Genomic DNA, 14,370 nt, shown 5'->3' with positions numbered 1-14,370 from the left:
ATTTCTCTTGTCCGCCAACCTAACGCGCGCCATGAGGATGCCGGGCGAAGTGAGAGGGATTCCGGGCGGAACGTCTCGGACAGCGCCGCTCAGTCCGGGCCGGGCCGGGATTCGGCGGGGCGGCCGTAGACGCCGCCGTCCCTGCTGCGCTGGAGCAGGCCCGCGTCGACGAGGTGACGGCGGAGCGCGGCGTGGTCGTCGTGGATGGGGGCGAGCCGCTCGCGGACGTCCGTTTCGGTGTAGAGCACACCCGGTTCGAACCGCTCGGCGAGCCGGGCGAACAGGGCGCGCCGGAGTGTGCCCCGGCGGGGGATCGTGACGAGCCGTCCGTGCCGGAACAGCGCTTCGAGCGGGTCGGTCATGCCGCGGACGGTACCCCGCGCCTGCCGGACGGCGCATCGGGTTTCCCGGACCGTCCGGAGTGGACGGTCCGGGAAGGGCTCAGGCCGCGGGCCCCGCGGAGCCGGGCAGCGGGAACCCGAGCGCGTGCGACGCCCGCTCCGGTGTCGGATCCGCCCAGCGCTCGAGCAGGTGCGCGGTGCTGGACAGCGACCGGATCTCCGCGCGGTCGAGGTAGAGCGTGCCGTCGAGGTGGTCGGTCTCGTGCTGGACGATGCGGGCGGCCCAGCCCTCGACCTCCTCGTCGAGTTCGCGTCCGGTCTCGTCCTGGCCGCGCAGCCGGACCCGCTCGTGCCGCGTGGTCACCGCCTGCCAGCCCGGAACGCTCAGGCAGCCCTCGTAGAACGCGGCCGTCCCGGCGCCCAGCGCGGTGTAGCGCGGATTCACCAGCACCCGGAACGGCAGCGGGGCCCGCCGGCGGGCGGCGAGGGTGCCGGCGGGGATGTTCCGCAGGAGCTCGGGGCGGTCCTCCAGGACCGCGAGCCGCAGCGGGATCCCGATCTGCGGCGCCGCGAGACCAACACCGGGGGCGTCGCGCATCGTGGTCCGCATCAGCGCGACGAGACCGTCGAGCTGCTCCGCGCTCAGCTGGCCTTCGTAGTCCTGGGCCGGTTGCCGGAGCACCGGGTCGCCCGCGATCACGATCGGGGCGGGCGAGAGGCCCGCCAGCACCGCCTCGACGAGCTCGATCAGTGTGGTCGTGGTCAACCCGGTCCCCTTAGTCCTCGCGGCGGTTCACCGAAGTCTAACGACGGCGGAGGCCGAGGATCGGCAGGTCCTACCCGCGGAGAACGGCATGGGCGACGTCGGACCCGAGGCGCCGGCCCGCGTCGTGGTCGAGCCGGGTGTGCACGCCCGCGAAGAGCCGGCTTGTGCCCGCTTCGTCGGCGATGTCCTGGAACGACTCGAAGTGGCGGACGGTGCCGGGCAGTGCCTCGGACGTGACGGCCACCGCGCGGCAGGGACCGTACTCGGCACGCAGGATTTCCGCCCCGGCCTGTGCGACGACGCTGTGCGCGCCGGGGTAGGACGGGTCGGCGGGGGTCACGGCGAGGCTGGTCCAGTTCGGGTCGCCGGTGGTGTCCGGGTTGCCGTCGGTGTCCGCGAGGCGGACGGCGGTGATCGGGCGCCAGATCCGGTAGTGGTACTTGGCGTCGTAGAAGGCGATCACGGCGTCGGCGAAGGCGAGGTTGAGGTCGGCGAACACCCTGGCGGCGTCCGGCAGGCGGCTCCCGGCGTCCACGACCACGTTCTGCGCGATCTCGTTCCAGTAGTTCCAGATCGGGGCGGCCCAGAACCGGGCCTGGACGGTCTGGTCCGCGGTGCGCGCGGTGCTGGCGTCCTGACCGAGCCGGGCGACCTCGTTGAGCGCTCCGGCGTAGGCGGCGCGGGTGAGCGCCGGATACGGTCCCGGCCGGAACCGGTCGGCCCGGTCCAGGACGAACGGGGTCACGGCTGCCCAGTGGGTGAACACGGCGGGAGTGAACGCCGGGGGAGTGGGCCGGTACTCGCCGGGCCCGGTCCCGGGCGGCAGCGCGGGCGGGGTCGCGCCCGAACCGTCGTGCGCGCGGCGGTCGGCGACCCGCCGCGCGGCCCGTTTCCCGAGGAGGACGCCGGAGTTCTTCGCCGGTCCTTCGGGCACGGTCGCCAGGTCGGTGGCCAGCTGGGCGTCCAGTTCGGCGGTGAACGCCGGGTACAGCCCGGTCAGCACGTCGTGGGCGGCCTGGGCTGCGGCGGCGACCGGCGCGGCGTGCCCGCTCCTCCGCGCGGCGACCACCGCGTCGTGGAGCGCCGAGTGGACCATGGCGAAGCTGCGGGTGGGGTGCACGGTCGCGGGACGCGCGCCCGCGGTGCGCAGAATCCGGAGTACCGTGCGGTTCCACGCGGCGACGAGTTCGCCGCCGCCATGGCCCGGCCCGGCCGCCGCGGCGGGCAGACCGGCGACGGCCAGCGCCGCGGTGGCCGTGCCGCCGATGACGAGCAGACGTCTGCGTGAAAGTGGTGTGGTCACTTCGGCTCCCGTGGTCGCGAAAAGTGGTCGTCCGGGGATACGGCGCCGGGTTACGTGTCGCCGTGTAACCCGCGCGCGTATTCCTCGGGTGGCGGGGCAGGACAACGATGGTGGGCCGGATGGTGACCGGTGGGAAGACGTTTCGGGGCCCGGCGAAGGAAGGCCGGGGAGGAGGCGGCGGGCGCGGGACAGGACGCGCCCGCCCGGCTGCGGGTGGTGGGTCCGGATGCCTATCCGGACTGGGAAGCGGTGTATCGCGACAACGTCGAGCGCGTCTACCGGCTGATGTTCGCGAAGGTCGGCAACCGGCCGGACGCCGAGGACCTCACGACCGAGGTCTTCCTGGTCGCGCTCAAGCCGTTGCGGGTCTCGGCGAGCGTCGGTGAGGTACGGGCGTATCTGCTGGCGACCGCGCGCACGGTGCTGGCGACGCACTGGCGGCGCACGCTCGGCAGGGAGATCACCGTGCTGGACGACGAACGGGAGGTGGCCGTCCTCGAAACGGACACGGAGGACCCGGCGAAACTCGCGCGGGCCGAGGCGATACTGGCGCAGCTGCCCGAGCGGTACCGGCGGATCCTCCGGTTGCGGTTTCTGCAGGCCTGTTCGCTCAAGGAGGCCGCGGCCGAGCTGGACATCACCGTGGGCAACGCGAAGGTGCTGCAGCACCGGGCGTTGCGTCAGGCCGCGGTGGTGGCGGAAAGGATGGAAACGTGAGCAGTCGCGGAGTCCGCCGGTATGTCAAGGATCTGTTGCGGCAACGACGTCCACGCCGGTTCGAGGCCGGGCCCGCCGACGAGGCGGAGCTGCGCGTGGCCGTCGAGCTGCGCGCGGCCCGGACCGGGAGTGGGGCGCCCAGTGAGGAGTTCGTCGCCGGGCTGCACCGTCGGCTGGCCGCCGAACTGGGTGACGCGGCATCCGCGCCCCGGGGCGGCAACCGCCGCCGGTTCGTCCGGATCACCTCCGCCGCCGCGGCGGCGGCCGCGGTCGGCGCCGGGGCCGACCACCTGCTGACCAGCGGTGGCGAGCAGGTGGCCCAGCCGCCGCCACCGGACCGGACGCTGCGGCCGGAGCACGGGGAGTGGCGGGCGGTCGTGGCGGGCAAGGACCTGCCCGAGGGCGGGGTGCGGCCGTTCGACTTCGGGTCCGTCGCGGGATTCGTCGAGCGCGCGGACGGGCGGGTGCGGGCGGTCTCGGCGACGTGCACGCACCTGGGCTGCCGGCTGGCACTGGACGCGCCGGCCCGGCGGCTGAACTGCCCGTGCCACCGGACGGCGTTCGCCGTGGACGGCGCGGTGTTGTTCCACCAGCTGCCGGTCACCCCGCCCCCGCTGCCGCGCCTGGAGGTCCGGGAATCCGCCGGGGTGGTGGAGGTGCTCGTCCCTCCACAGGAGACGTAACCAGGGCGCGTACGTCTTGGCATGACGAAAATCCTGGGAACGACCGCCCTGCTGATCGCCGTCGCGCTGGGACTCACGGCCTGCGGCGCGCCACGGGCCGCCGCGCCGGCCACGGCGCCGCCGGCGTCGATGCCGGGCATGTCCGGTATGACGGCGTCGCCGCCCGGTCAGGCCGCCGCGCCCGCCACCCCGGGTGTGGTGTCCATAAAGGACTTCGCGTTCGCGCCGGGTGACGTCACGGTCAAGGCGGGTACCACCGTCACCTGGCGGAACGAGGACCAGGACCCGCACACGGTGACCAGCACGGGAAACGGCGGGCCACTGCGTTCGCCGACATTGAACAAGGGGGAGACCTACCGGTACGTCTTCGCCGCGCCGGGCCGGTACGAGTACCTGTGCACCATTCACCCGTTCATGACCGCGACCGTGACGGTGACGCCGTGACCGCGCGGGAGGGGGCGGCGGACGAGCCCGGCCCCGAAGGCATGACACGACGGCAGCTGCTGCGCCACACCGCGTGGTTCGGCGCCGCCGTGGTGCTCACCGTGGCCGGTGGTGAGGTCGTCAGCCACATCGCCGGGCCGTCGGGCGCCGCGGCCGACGACGATCCGCACGCGCTGCGGTTCGTCCAGATCAGCGACAGTCACCTCGGGTTCAAGGGAAGCGCCAACACCGCGGTGGAGGAGTCGTTTTCCCATGCCCTCGGCCAGATCAACGCGCTGCCATACCGCCCTGCGTTCGTGATGCACACCGGCGACCTCACCCACCTCGCCACGCCCGCGCAGTTCGACCAGGTCAGACAGATGATGAGCGGCCTGCGCACGGGGCAGGTGCTGACGGTGCCCGGCGAGCACGATTCGATCGACGACACCGGCCAGAAGTACCGCGAGGTCTTCGGTGCCGGAACCGCGGGGGACGGCTGGTACAGCTTCGACGTCCAGGGAGTGCACTTCATTTCGCTGGTGAACACGCTGAGCCTGGAAAAGCTGGGACACCTCGGCAACGACCAGCTGGAGTTCGTGCGCAAGGACGTCGCGAAACTCCCGGCGGATACCCCGATCGTGGTTTTCAGCCATATCCCGCTGTTCGCGATGTACCCGGCGTGGGGCTGGGGCACCGACGACGCCACCCAGGCGCTTTCCTACCTGCGGCGGTTCTCCTCGGTCACCTGTCTCAACGGGCACGTGCACCAGCTGTTCACCAAGACCGAGGGCAACGTGACCTTCCACAGCGCGACCACGACCGCGTACCCGTTGCCGCAGCCGGGAACCCGTCCCGCGCCGACGCCGGTGACCCTGCCGGCGGGGAAGCTCGGCGAGGCGCGCGGGATTCGCGAAGTGGCCTACCGGCCCGGAAATCCCGGTCTGGCGGTCAAGGACGTGAGGCTCGCGTGACCGGGAACCTGCCGATGCGGCTCGGCACCGCCGCCTGCCTGGCCGTCAGCGGCTACGTCCACGCCGAGCTCTACGTGCATGGCTACCGGGTGATCCCGTTCGTCGGCCCGGCCTTCCTGGTCCAGGCCGGTGGTTCCTTCGCGATCGCGGTGCTGCTCGCGCTCGGTGGCCCGGTACTGCTGCGGCTCGCCGCGGCGGGGCTGGCCCTCGGCGCGCTGGGCGGATTCGCGGTGTCCCGGACCGTCGGGCTCTTCGGGTTCACCGAGCACGGCCTGCAACCGGCGCCGGAGGCGCTGGTCAGCCTGCTCGCCGAGGCGGCGGTGCTGGTCCTGCTCGGGGTTTCCCACCTGCTGGCGAGGCGACGTCGCGAAACACCCGGCGCGGTGGCGTAACCCGGCCGCGTATTCCTCATCGAGAGTTCGGAAAACCCTACTGGGAAAGGAAAATCGATGCGCAGAGCCATGACGGCGGTCGTGCTTTCCGCGACCACCCTCGCCCTGGCGGCCGGTGTGCTCACCGGTCCGGCCGCCCAGGCCAGCGGACGTCGGTGCGGACCGGCGGCGTCGAAATCGGGAGCCGGCACGCTGGGCACCACGTGGACGCTCAAGTCGATGTACGACGACGACGGCCCGGTGCCGGGAAAGCTGGTCGTCGGCGAGGAGTTCGAGATCAACACCCAGGGCGCCGGTCAGCACTGGACGGTCACCTTCACCGACAACGGGACGGAGTTCTTCACCAACCCCGACGACGTCTCCACCGCGGACGGCATCCGGGAGGTCCACATGAACCCCGCCGTGCACCACACGCCGCAGCACATGGCCGCGCACGCGGTCCGGCATGACACCGGTGAAGTCATCGACGGGGCCGTCGATCTCGGCCCGGCACCGGACCGGTGCGGCCCGCTCTCCCCCTGACCGCTCCCGTGCTCGCGCAGGGGAACCGTCCGGATCCGCTGGGTCACGGCGCGCCTGCCGATGTGGGCTCGCCCACGTCAGGCCGGGAAAATTTTGTGTGCGTAAGTGCACAGGTGATCATCCGGCTGAACCTCTCCGGGTGATCGCACGTCCTACCGGACATGAGCACGAACGCGCCTCGCCTGCCGATCCGGCGGCTCTGGGCGATCGCGGCCGCGATCATGGCGGGCGCCGCCTGCGCCAATATCGGAGTCGTCACCGGCGGGATACGCGCGGCGGCCCGGCCGGGACCCGGCCCCGCCGCCGCGGCCGCGCCGCAGGGCGCCGTCACCTCCCCGGTGCCGGCGACGACCGCCGCGGCCACCACCACGCCGCCACCCACGGTGAGCCGGACCCTGCCGTTCAACGCGAAGCTGGCGTCCTCGGACATCCCGGTGCGGGGCGGTGGGGTGCGCCGCGGCGGGTGCAGCGGTTCGCTGATCGCCCCCGAGTGGATCGTCACCGCCGGGCACTGCTTCCACGACCTCGACGGCACGGCGGTGAGCGGCAAGCCCGACTACCACATGACCGTGACCGTCGGGAAGCTCAAGGACAGCGACCCCGGTGGTCACCAGGCCCAGGTGGTCGACGTCCGGCAGGCCCCAGCCAGCGACCTCGCGCTGGCGAAGCTCGACACCGCGATCACCGACGTCGTCCCGCTGACCCTGCCGGACCGGGCACCGCAGGTCGGTGAGCGGCTGCGGTTCGCCGGCTGGGGCTCCCATTCGGCCACCGTCTCGGTCCCGTCCGAACGCCTCAAGCACGGTGAGTTCAGCGTCGCGAAGCTCCTGCGGTACACGGTGGAGGCGCTGCCGGTGGTGCCGCGCACCGTGGAGAACAGCCCGTGCCCCGACGACTCCGGCTCGCCGTACTTCGTCTCCGACGACGACCGGACCGGGCGGCTGGTGGCCATCGAGAACAGCGGGCCGCCCTGCCCCCAGCCGGGCACGGAGATCCTCGCGCGGGTGGACGTGCTGGCCGACTGGATCCGCGCGCAGACCGGCGGCACCGCCCGCTGACCGAAAGTCCACAGTGGACCCTCGGTCAGCCCCCGGCCACCGACGGGATGATCTGGATCTCGGCCTCCGGTCCGAGCGGGGTCGCGGCGCCGCCGGAGTGGCGGCACTCCTGGCCGTCGACGAAGAAGTTGACGTAGCGGCGCAGCCCGGCCTGCTCGTCGCGGAGCCTGCGCTCCAGCGCCGGGTACTGCTCCGCCAGCGCGTCGAGCAGGCCGCCAAGGGTGGCCCCCTCGCCGATCTCGACGACCAGCCGGGCCCGTCCGCCCGCCTGCGCACGCAGCATTCCCGGCAGCAGCACGACGGCGCGCATCGTCACACCGTCGCGGCACGGACGCACAGCACGTCGGGCAGGTGCGACGCGACGAGCCGCCAGTGTTCGCCCTCGTCCCGGCTCGCGTAGACCTCGCCGTTGCGCGAGCCGAAGTACACCCCGGCGGGTTCGGCGTCGTCGACACACATCGCGTCCCGCATGACCCCGGCCCAGAAGCCGTCCGGCAGCCCGGAGCCCAGCGCGGTCCACGATTCGCCCGCGTCCTCGCTGCGGTACACCCGGCACCGCGCCTGCGGCGGGAACCGCCGGGCGTCGGCCACCAGCGGGAAGGTGTAGATCACCTCGGGCCGCCGCGGGTGCACCACCATCGGGAAGCCGAAGTCGCTGGGCAGCCCGCCGGCGATCGAGCGCCAGCTGGCCGTGTCGTCGTCGCTGCGGTAGACGCCGTGGTGCACCTGGGCGAAGAAACGTTCCGGCGCGCCGGGGTGCGCGGCCACCTTGTGCACGCACTGGCCGTATTCCGGGAACGGGTCGGGCACGTGGACCGCCCTGATCCCCGTGTTGCGCGCCTGCCAGGAGCCGCCGCCGTCCTCGGTGCGGTAGACACCCCCGGTGGACATCGCCACGGTGATCCGCTCCGGCGCGGCGGGGTGGGGGATCACCGTGTGCACGGCCTTGCCACCGCCGCCCGGCGTCCAGTGCGCCCGGTGCGGGTGGTCCCACAGGCCGCGGACCAGCTCGTAGGTCCGGCCGCCGTCGGTGGAGCGGAACAGCGCCGAGGGCTCGACCCCGGCGTAGACCACCTCCGGCTCCTCCGCCGGGCCGGGCGTCAGCTGCCACACCCTGGCCAGCGACTCCCCGGTGTCCGGCGGGAAGGCGAGCGGGGCGTGGTCGGGTTCCGCCCAGGTCGCGCCCAGATCGTCGCTCGTGGCCACGCTCGGCCCGTAGTGCTCGCTGGTGACCCCCGCCAGCAGCCGGGGGGTGGTCCGGCGGACGTCGACCGCGACCGCGTAGACCTCCGTCATCGGGTGGTGCGGGCCGGTCGTCGTCCAGTTTTCCCGGCCGTCCGCGCTGGTCGCCAGCCACAGCCCCTTGCGTGTGCCGATCGCGAGGAGAACAGGCATCCGGCCTCCTGGTGTTCGAGAGTGACTCGGGTCACAGGGACCATACCCCGCCGCACCGACAGAAGCGGCGGGACCGGATGCCGGCCGGGGACCGCCCGGCCGGAGTAGTTATTTCCACTGTCGTTCGGGTATTCATGGAGCTGGCCGCGTCATCGATCGCTTCCGCGCCGGGGAAGAGAGACGAGATGGTTTCGGGGCATGGGTCGGAAACCGAAAGTGACGGACTCGACGAGCTGGCACGCCTGCGCCGGCTTGTCACCCAGCTGCAGACCGCGCTGGACACGAGGATCGTGATAGAGCAGGCCAAGGGAGTCCTCGCCGAACGGCATCAGATCACCCTGCACGAGGCGTTCACCCGCCTGCGGAAACGCGCGCGGGACGAGCGGCGGCGGCTGCACACCGTCGCCGGGTCGATAGTCGGCACCCTGCCGGGTACCGACGGGTGAAGCCTGCCGCCGGGTCAGCCGTCCCGCTCGGCGTGGTCGCGGGAGAAGTCGGGCCTGCGGCGTTCGCGGTGTGAGGCGAGGCCCTCACGCACTTCGGGGCCGGCGAAGCCGTAGAACTCCAGCGCGAGCGAAGAGTCGAAGATCGCCCCGGCGACCTGCCGGTACCACGCGTTGAGGCTCTGCTTGGTCCAGCGGATGGCGGTGGGCGCGCCGGAGGCCAGTTCGAGCGCGAGTTCGCGGGCGGTGGGCAGCAACTCGGTCTCCTCGTCCACGCACAGCGACACGAGACCGATCCGCTCGGCCTCCGCCCCGGTCATCGGGCGGCAGGTCATCAGGTGGTACTTCGCCTTGGCCATCCCGCACAACAGCGGCCAGCACACCGCCGCGTGGTCACCGGCCGCGACCCCGAGCCGGGTGTGGCCGTCGACGATCTTGGCGTTCGCGGCGACCACCGAGACGTCGGCCAGTAGCCCGGTGACCAGCCCGGCCCCGACCGCCGGGCCGTGGATCGCGGACACGATCGGTTTCGCGCAGTCGATGATGTTGTAGACCAGGTCTCGTGCCTCCCGCATCGTGCGGGTGCGGGCCTCGTAGTCGTTCGACAGCCTCTCGACGAGGTCGAACGACCCGCCCGCGGAGAACGCCTTGCCCTCGCCGCGCACCAGCACCGCCCGCACCGCCGGATCGCGGTCGAACTCGCGCCAGATGTCCGCGAGTTCCCCGTGCGCGGCCTCGCCGACCGCGTTCAGGTTCGGCGCGTCGAAGACGAGTTCGAGCACGCCCGCGTCGTCCGGTCCGTCCACCCGCAGATGCTCGAAACGTGCGTAGGGACTCATCGGGCTCCTTCGGTGGACTGTCGTTTGTGGAGGGTCACGCGGAGGGCCGGTATTCGACGTGGGCGGTGACCTTTTCCCCGTCCAGCCAGCCCTTGCGCGCCGCGTAGGCGAGCATCGCGTCCCATCGGCCGGGCCAGTCCTCGCCGACCGGGTCACGCGACGCGGCGGCGCGCAGCGCCTCGACCGAAAGCCGGGCGTCGTCCCGGCCGTCGGCCAGTTCGCCGAGACCGGCCTCCCGCAGCGCCGCTCCCGTCGCCGCCGGATCCAGCTCGGAGGCGACGTGGAGCCGGGTGCAGTCGTCGCCTTCGGCCACCCTGGCCCCGTCACCGCTGACGTGCACGAACACCGGACGTTCTCCCTTCGGTCGCGGGCGCGGTCATCCGCGCGGCCGCAGCATGGGGACGAGGAACTGCCGGGCGACCGCGGCCACCTGGTCGTCGTCGTCGAGATCGATGAGATGACTGGGGATCGCGAGGAACGAGGCGGAGACCCGGACCATCAGTTCGGCCACCCGGTCGGGATCCACCTCGCGTGCCACCGTGCCCGCCCGCTGCTCACGGCGGAGCTGGCCCGCGACGAACTCCCGCACGGTGGCCAGCGTCCGCCCGCCGTCGCGGGTCATCGACGAGACGAACAGGTCCGGCTCCGCGGCGATCAGACCGCCGATCAGCGGGTTGCCGCGGATGGCGCGCAGTGAGCTGACGAAACCCAGCACCACCCGGTCGGCGACGGTCTCGGCCCGCTCGATGTCGACGAGGAACTGGTCGAAGTACCGGCGGAACTCGCGCCGCACCACGTGTTCGACCAGCGCGTCCTTCGTGGCGAACCGGCGGTAGACGGTGATCCGCGAGACCGCCGCCCGCCGGGCCACATCCTCCATTGTGGACCGTTGGATGCCCATCCGGCAGAACTGCTCGTAGGCCGCGTCGAGGATGCGCGCGCGGGTCTCGTCGGTGTCGTCGACCCGTTCGACGGCCTCGGTGTACGCGCGTTCGAGCATCGACGCCGAGCCCGACGTCGCCCCGAGGGCCGACAGCGCAGGTTCCACGAGCACCTCCTCCAGAGGACCGATTCTGCCCCAAGACCCGCCCTCACCGCCGGACGTTTTCCCCGGCGACGGGTCTTGTGACCCGTGGCACGCTGTGCTCTCATGGTGATACGCAGATGCAAGACGCGTTTCATCGTATCAGTGCTCGCGGCCTCGAGGAGGAGCGAAGGCATGGACGGTCTCAGCAGGCGCAACATGTTGAAGGCGGGCGGGGCGTTGGGCGCACTGGGCGCGCTGAGCGCCGCGACGCCCGCGTGGGCGCGGCCACCGTGGACGTGGTCGCCGCGTGGTTCGGTGGCCGGTACGGGGGAGGGCGCCGATCCGCGGTGGGTGTGGGATCCGGAGGCCGATCCGCTGGTCGCCTCGCTGCTCGACCGGGGCGAGGTGCCCCGCGTCAACGCGGCGCTGCGGACCTGGACCAAGAACGGCCAGCCGCTGCCGGACGGGCTCCCGGCGGATCTGCGCGACTTCATGGAGCGGGCGCGGCGGCTGCCGCCGTGGGCGGACCGGGGCAAGCTGGGCACCGCGGTCGAATTCACCGAGAAACGGGGGCTCTACCTCGGCGTGCTGTACGGGCTGGCCAGCGGCATGATGAGCACGGTCATTCCCCACGAGGCGCGCGCGGTGTACTACTCCAAGGGTGGCGCGGCCATGAAGGACCGCATCTCCAAGACCGCCAAACTGGGCTACGACATCGGCTCGCGCAACGCCTACCAGCCCGACGGCGAAATGGTCGTCACCTGCGTCAAGACCCGGCTCGTGCACGCCGCGGTGCGCCATCTGCTGCCGAAGTCCCCGCACTGGCCGGACGCCTCCGGCGAGAAGATCCCGATCAGCCAGGCGGACATGATGGTCACCTGGCACAGCCTGCCCACCACCGTGATGCGGAAGCTCACCGCGTGGCAGGTGCCGATCCCGGCCGCCGACTCCGCGGCGTTCCTGCACTCGTGGCAGGTCGGCGCGCACCTGCTCGGCATCATGGACGAGTACATCCCCGCGTCATGGGACCAGGCGAACGCCCAGGCGGCGCAGGTGCTGGACCCGGTGCTGGAGCCGACTTCCGAGGGCGTCGAGCTCGCCGACATCCTGCTCGGCCTCGGTTCGGCGGTCGACGGCGGTGTGCTCAGCAAGCCCGTGCTCGGCGCGTTCACCCGGTTCCTGCTCGGGGACCGGATCGCCGACTGGCTGCGGATCGCCAGGGAACCGGTCTGGGACCCGCTGCTCCGGGCGAGCTGGGGACCGTTCATCGCTGTACGGGAAGGGCTGCTCCCGTTCCCCGGCGCGCCACAGGCCTACTGGCTCTTCGACGAGTTCCTGCGCAGGGCGGCACTGCTCTACCTGTCCGAGGCCCGGCCGATCAGCATCGAGATTCCCGAGACCAACCGCCCGTCCTGACAGCGGGATCTCAACAGCGGGCTCTCAGAGGAAGACGCGCGCGAGGTCCAGCCACTTCCGCGCGTCCTCGCCCACCGCCGTGAGGCCGGTCTGGGCCAGTGACCGGCGGTGGGTGACCCGGAGGCAGAAGTCGCGGGCGGTGCCCTCGACCCGTTGCGCGGCGTCCTCCGGGCCCCACGTCCAGATCTGCCCGCCGGGGCCGGTCAGCTCGACACGGAACGGTTCCGCCGGTTCGGGTGTTCGGGCGGCGTGGAACGACAGTGCCCGTCCGGCCACGCCCAGAGCGGCCACGTGCCGGAGCCTGCTCGTCGCGCGGTGTTCGGTGTCCAGTGCGTCGAACACGTCCTGTCCGTGCGCCCAGGTTTCCATCAGCCGGAGCGGCACCATCAGCGCCGCGGTCAGCCGCGAGCCGAACCACGGAAACCCGTGGCCCAGCGGAACGTCACGGAGCGCCGCCGCCACCTCGGCCCGCCCGGCCCGCCACTGTGCCAGCAGCACCTCGCGTGGTTTGGCGGCTCCCTCGGCGGCTTCGAGGTCGGCGGCCTCGTCACCCGCGGCCTCCGTCCGCGCCAGCACGGCGTCGAACCCTTCCGGTGTCCGGACGGCGACGAGCACGTTCGCGTCGGCGGCGGCGAGATGCGCGATCTGGTGGGCGATCGTCCACCCCGCCGCGGGCGTGGGCCGGGACCAGTCGGCCTCCGCCGACACCAGCGCGTCGAGTTCGTCCCCCTCGGCCACCAGATCCGGCAGCGCGACGTCACGCTCCACAGTGGACATGTCGAGGCCGTAGTCCAGCATCCGGCTCACTTTCGCGCGTTTTGACCTGGAATGTCCTAACAGGACGGCTGAGGTCAGCCTGTTGTTTCATGCTACCCAAGGAGTGGCGGGCGGACTCGCGGACGGCGTGTTCGGTCAACGAGCGCTGGACGAACAGGCAGGAAGCTCCACCCGGCCCGCGGACGGAATCCCGGACAACGCCGATGCCCGATGAGGCACCCCTTGCCGGAATTGATTGACGTCCCGGAGAACAGCCGCGAAACTCGGAAACAAAGCCGCAGAGCCCAACATCGGGCCAGTCAAAGGGAATTCCTGTGACCGTGAGGATAGTCTCGCTCGGCGCGCCCGCCCGGAAACCGGAAACGAGCCGGTTCGCCCTCCTGGTACCGGCGATCATGCTGGGCCTGACCGCGTGCGGTGCGACCGGTTCGCAGGGACCGAGCACCGGATCGCCCGCGCCATCGGCGAGCAGTACGACTCAGCCGTCCGGGACGCGGCCCGCTTCCGGGTCTCCCACCTACCAGGCCGCTGTCGAGCGCTGGGTCACCCAGATTCTGGAAGAGAAGTACACGAAGGCGTGCCTGTCCGGCGCTCCCGTGCTGCCTCCCGGCAAGGACGCCAACACGCTGTGCAAGAGTCCGGAAGTGCTCAAGAGCGCGAAGTCGCTGCACGAAGCCTGGGCCAAGCCGGGCGTCACCCTGCCGCCGCGGGGAAAGGTTGTCGTGACCGACAAGTCGGCGACGGGGGACCAGGTCACCGTCGCCGACACCGCGGTCGAGCTCGACGGCCGCACCCTGCGCAGTCTCGAACTCGTCGGCGCCACCGGGAACACGGATTCGTTCAGTCTCACCTTCAAGGTGCAGAAGCACGAAGGCGCCTGGTACGTCTCAGGCTTCGACCTCAAGGTCTGACTCAGCGGCTTTCAACCAGCCAGCACAGGCAGAAGGGGTGACCGGCCGGGTCGGCATAGACCTGGAAGTCGTCCCCGGACTTGGCCCCGGCGGCCGTTTTCAGCACCGAGGCACCGAGAGACATGACGTGTTCATGCGCTTCGGTGAAGTCCTCTACCCAGAGATCGAGGTGCACCTGCTGGGCGGTGGGGCCGTCCGGCCAATCCGGTGGCACATGGCCGGGCGCGAACTGCACGCCGATCCGCGGTGCCCCGCCCACCAGCACCATGTGCCAGTCCTCGTCCTCGTCCACCTCCCCGCCGAGCACTCCTGCCCAGAAATGGCTCTCCGCGGCGAGTTCGGCCGCGTCGAAGGTGACGACCTGGTGTTTGATGCGCATTGGCGCA

Annotated in this window: 20 protein-coding genes; 10 read left to right on the top strand and 10 right to left on the bottom strand. The window is 71.7% G+C overall.

Features of this window, described 5'->3' with window-relative positions; all coding sequences use genetic code 11:
- Positions 1–89: 89 nt before the first annotated feature.
- From ABD987_RS00330 to ABD987_RS00320, 3 genes are all read right to left on the bottom strand, one after another.
- Positions 90–362 carry a DUF2087 domain-containing protein gene (locus ABD987_RS00330; RefSeq protein WP_345385521.1) on the bottom strand — a complete coding sequence of 91 codons (273 nt, stop codon included), beginning with the start codon at positions 360–362 and terminating at the stop codon, positions 90–92.
- A 79-nt stretch (positions 363–441) separates the two neighbouring features.
- A complete protein-coding gene (locus ABD987_RS00325; protein WP_345385519.1) occupies positions 442–1,107 on the bottom strand; it encodes a peptide deformylase in 666 nt (221 codons plus the stop codon).
- 70 nt (positions 1,108–1,177) lie between these two features.
- Positions 1,178–2,410 carry a vanadium-dependent haloperoxidase gene (locus ABD987_RS00320; protein ID WP_345385517.1) on the bottom strand — a complete coding sequence of 411 codons (1,233 nt, stop codon included), beginning with the start codon at positions 2,408–2,410 and terminating at the stop codon, positions 1,178–1,180.
- Between the two features lie 129 nt (positions 2,411–2,539).
- On the opposite strand from ABD987_RS00320, the gene ABD987_RS00315 reads away from it, so the two are divergent.
- The 7 genes from ABD987_RS00315 (at position 2,540) to ABD987_RS00285 (ending at position 7,176) form a co-directional block, all read left to right on the top strand.
- Positions 2,540–3,127, top strand: a complete 588-nt coding sequence (locus tag ABD987_RS00315; RefSeq protein ID WP_345385515.1) for an RNA polymerase sigma factor — start codon at positions 2,540–2,542, stop codon at positions 3,125–3,127.
- The gene (locus tag ABD987_RS00310) at positions 3,124–3,810 is read left to right on the top strand and encodes a QcrA and Rieske domain-containing protein (RefSeq protein ID WP_345385513.1); all 687 of its coding nucleotides are present in this window, start codon (positions 3,124–3,126) and stop codon (positions 3,808–3,810) included. The genes ABD987_RS00315 and ABD987_RS00310 overlap by 4 nt, the downstream gene beginning before the upstream one ends.
- A gap of 21 nt (positions 3,811–3,831) precedes the next feature.
- Entirely contained in the window at positions 3,832–4,254 is a 423-nt protein-coding gene (locus tag ABD987_RS00305) for a cupredoxin domain-containing protein (protein ID WP_345385511.1), read from the top strand.
- Positions 4,251–5,204 (top strand): metallophosphoesterase family protein, encoded by a 954-nt coding sequence (locus tag ABD987_RS00300; protein ID WP_345385509.1) that lies wholly within the window; start codon positions 4,251–4,253, stop codon positions 5,202–5,204. Before ABD987_RS00305 ends, ABD987_RS00300 begins: the two co-directional genes overlap by 4 nt.
- The gene (locus tag ABD987_RS00295) at positions 5,201–5,596 is read left to right on the top strand and encodes a hypothetical protein (protein ID WP_345385506.1); all 396 of its coding nucleotides are present in this window, start codon (positions 5,201–5,203) and stop codon (positions 5,594–5,596) included. The genes ABD987_RS00300 and ABD987_RS00295 overlap by 4 nt, the downstream gene beginning before the upstream one ends.
- Before the next feature lie 57 nt (positions 5,597–5,653).
- A complete protein-coding gene (locus tag ABD987_RS00290) occupies positions 5,654–6,118 on the top strand; it encodes a hypothetical protein (RefSeq protein ID WP_345385504.1) in 465 nt (154 codons plus the stop codon).
- A 161-nt stretch (positions 6,119–6,279) separates the two neighbouring features.
- Positions 6,280–7,176 (top strand): S1 family peptidase, encoded by an 897-nt coding sequence (locus ABD987_RS00285; RefSeq protein WP_345385502.1) that lies wholly within the window; start codon positions 6,280–6,282, stop codon positions 7,174–7,176.
- Positions 7,177–7,201: 25 nt separating this feature from the next.
- Here ABD987_RS00285 and ABD987_RS00280 read toward each other — a convergent pair whose 3' ends face one another.
- Positions 7,202–7,486 carry a ubiquitin-like small modifier protein 1 gene (locus ABD987_RS00280; RefSeq protein ID WP_345385500.1) on the bottom strand — a complete coding sequence of 95 codons (285 nt, stop codon included), beginning with the start codon at positions 7,484–7,486 and terminating at the stop codon, positions 7,202–7,204.
- A gap of 2 nt (positions 7,487–7,488) precedes the next feature.
- Positions 7,489–8,571 (bottom strand): WD40/YVTN/BNR-like repeat-containing protein, encoded by a 1,083-nt coding sequence (locus ABD987_RS00275; protein ID WP_345385498.1) that lies wholly within the window; start codon positions 8,569–8,571, stop codon positions 7,489–7,491.
- Positions 8,572–8,756: 185 nt separating this feature from the next.
- On the opposite strand from ABD987_RS00275, the gene ABD987_RS00270 reads away from it, so the two are divergent.
- Positions 8,757–9,017 carry an ANTAR domain-containing protein gene (locus tag ABD987_RS00270; RefSeq protein WP_345385496.1) on the top strand — a complete coding sequence of 87 codons (261 nt, stop codon included), beginning with the start codon at positions 8,757–8,759 and terminating at the stop codon, positions 9,015–9,017.
- Positions 9,018–9,031: 14 nt separating this feature from the next.
- Here the strand turns inward: ABD987_RS00270 and ABD987_RS00265 are convergent, their stop codons facing one another.
- From ABD987_RS00265 to ABD987_RS00255, 3 genes are read right to left on the bottom strand one after another with little or no spacing between them, the layout of a single operon-like run.
- On the bottom strand, positions 9,032–9,853 hold the full coding sequence (locus ABD987_RS00265; protein ID WP_345385494.1) for an enoyl-CoA hydratase/isomerase family protein: 822 nt from the start codon (positions 9,851–9,853) through the stop codon (positions 9,032–9,034).
- Between the two features lie 34 nt (positions 9,854–9,887).
- Positions 9,888–10,199: a hypothetical protein gene (locus tag ABD987_RS00260; protein ID WP_345385492.1), complete on the bottom strand. Its 312-nt coding sequence runs from the start codon at positions 10,197–10,199 to the stop codon at positions 9,888–9,890.
- 30 nt (positions 10,200–10,229) lie between these two features.
- Complete coding sequence (locus ABD987_RS00255) at positions 10,230–10,901, bottom strand: TetR/AcrR family transcriptional regulator (protein ID WP_345385490.1); 672 nt, start codon at positions 10,899–10,901, stop codon at positions 10,230–10,232.
- Between the two features lie 171 nt (positions 10,902–11,072).
- Between ABD987_RS00255 and ABD987_RS00250 the strand changes: the two genes are divergently transcribed.
- Positions 11,073–12,296: an oxygenase MpaB family protein gene (locus ABD987_RS00250; protein ID WP_345385488.1), complete on the top strand. Its 1,224-nt coding sequence runs from the start codon at positions 11,073–11,075 to the stop codon at positions 12,294–12,296.
- 24 nt (positions 12,297–12,320) lie between these two features.
- Here the strand turns inward: ABD987_RS00250 and ABD987_RS00245 are convergent, their stop codons facing one another.
- On the bottom strand, positions 12,321–13,094 hold the full coding sequence (locus tag ABD987_RS00245) for a TIGR03084 family metal-binding protein (RefSeq protein WP_345385486.1): 774 nt from the start codon (positions 13,092–13,094) through the stop codon (positions 12,321–12,323).
- A 293-nt stretch (positions 13,095–13,387) separates the two neighbouring features.
- On the opposite strand from ABD987_RS00245, the gene ABD987_RS00240 reads away from it, so the two are divergent.
- Complete coding sequence (locus tag ABD987_RS00240; RefSeq protein WP_345385484.1) at positions 13,388–13,984, top strand: hypothetical protein; 597 nt, start codon at positions 13,388–13,390, stop codon at positions 13,982–13,984.
- 1 nt (position 13,985) lies between these two features.
- On the opposite strand, the gene ABD987_RS00235 is transcribed toward ABD987_RS00240, so the two are convergent.
- Positions 13,986–14,363 carry a VOC family protein gene (locus ABD987_RS00235; protein ID WP_345385482.1) on the bottom strand — a complete coding sequence of 126 codons (378 nt, stop codon included), beginning with the start codon at positions 14,361–14,363 and terminating at the stop codon, positions 13,986–13,988.
- Positions 14,364–14,370 lie beyond the last annotated feature (7 nt).

Origin of the sequence: Amycolatopsis samaneae (assembly GCF_039541975.1) — a bacterium.
Lineage (GTDB): Bacteria > Actinomycetota > Actinomycetes > Mycobacteriales > Pseudonocardiaceae > Amycolatopsis > Amycolatopsis samaneae.
The sequence above is the reverse complement of the archived record's forward strand: the minus strand, read 5'-3'. Positions and strand labels throughout refer to the sequence as shown.

Bases quoted from the DNA above. Each gene is read 5' to 3' on its own strand.
- ABD987_RS00330 (WP_345385521.1), bottom strand. From the start codon at position 362: ATGACCGACCCGCTCGAAGCGCTGTTCCGGCACGGACGGCTCGTCACG.
- ABD987_RS00305 (WP_345385511.1), top strand. From the start codon at position 3,832: ATGACGAAAATCCTGGGAACGACCGCCCTGCTGATCGCCGTCGCGCTG.
- ABD987_RS00290 (WP_345385504.1), top strand. From the start codon at position 5,654: ATGCGCAGAGCCATGACGGCGGTCGTGCTTTCCGCGACCACCCTCGCC.
- ABD987_RS00285 (WP_345385502.1), top strand. From the start codon at position 6,280: ATGAGCACGAACGCGCCTCGCCTGCCGATCCGGCGGCTCTGGGCGATC.
- ABD987_RS00280 (WP_345385500.1), bottom strand. From the start codon at position 7,486: ATGCGCGCCGTCGTGCTGCTGCCGGGAATGCTGCGTGCGCAGGCGGGC.
- ABD987_RS00275 (WP_345385498.1), bottom strand. From the start codon at position 8,571: ATGCCTGTTCTCCTCGCGATCGGCACACGCAAGGGGCTGTGGCTGGCG.
- ABD987_RS00270 (WP_345385496.1), top strand. From the start codon at position 8,757: ATGGTTTCGGGGCATGGGTCGGAAACCGAAAGTGACGGACTCGACGAG.
- ABD987_RS00265 (WP_345385494.1), bottom strand. From the start codon at position 9,853: ATGAGTCCCTACGCACGTTTCGAGCATCTGCGGGTGGACGGACCGGAC.
- ABD987_RS00250 (WP_345385488.1), top strand. From the start codon at position 11,073: ATGGACGGTCTCAGCAGGCGCAACATGTTGAAGGCGGGCGGGGCGTTG.
- ABD987_RS00245 (WP_345385486.1), bottom strand. From the start codon at position 13,094: ATGCTGGACTACGGCCTCGACATGTCCACTGTGGAGCGTGACGTCGCG.
- ABD987_RS00235 (WP_345385482.1), bottom strand. From the start codon at position 14,363: ATGCGCATCAAACACCAGGTCGTCACCTTCGACGCGGCCGAACTCGCC.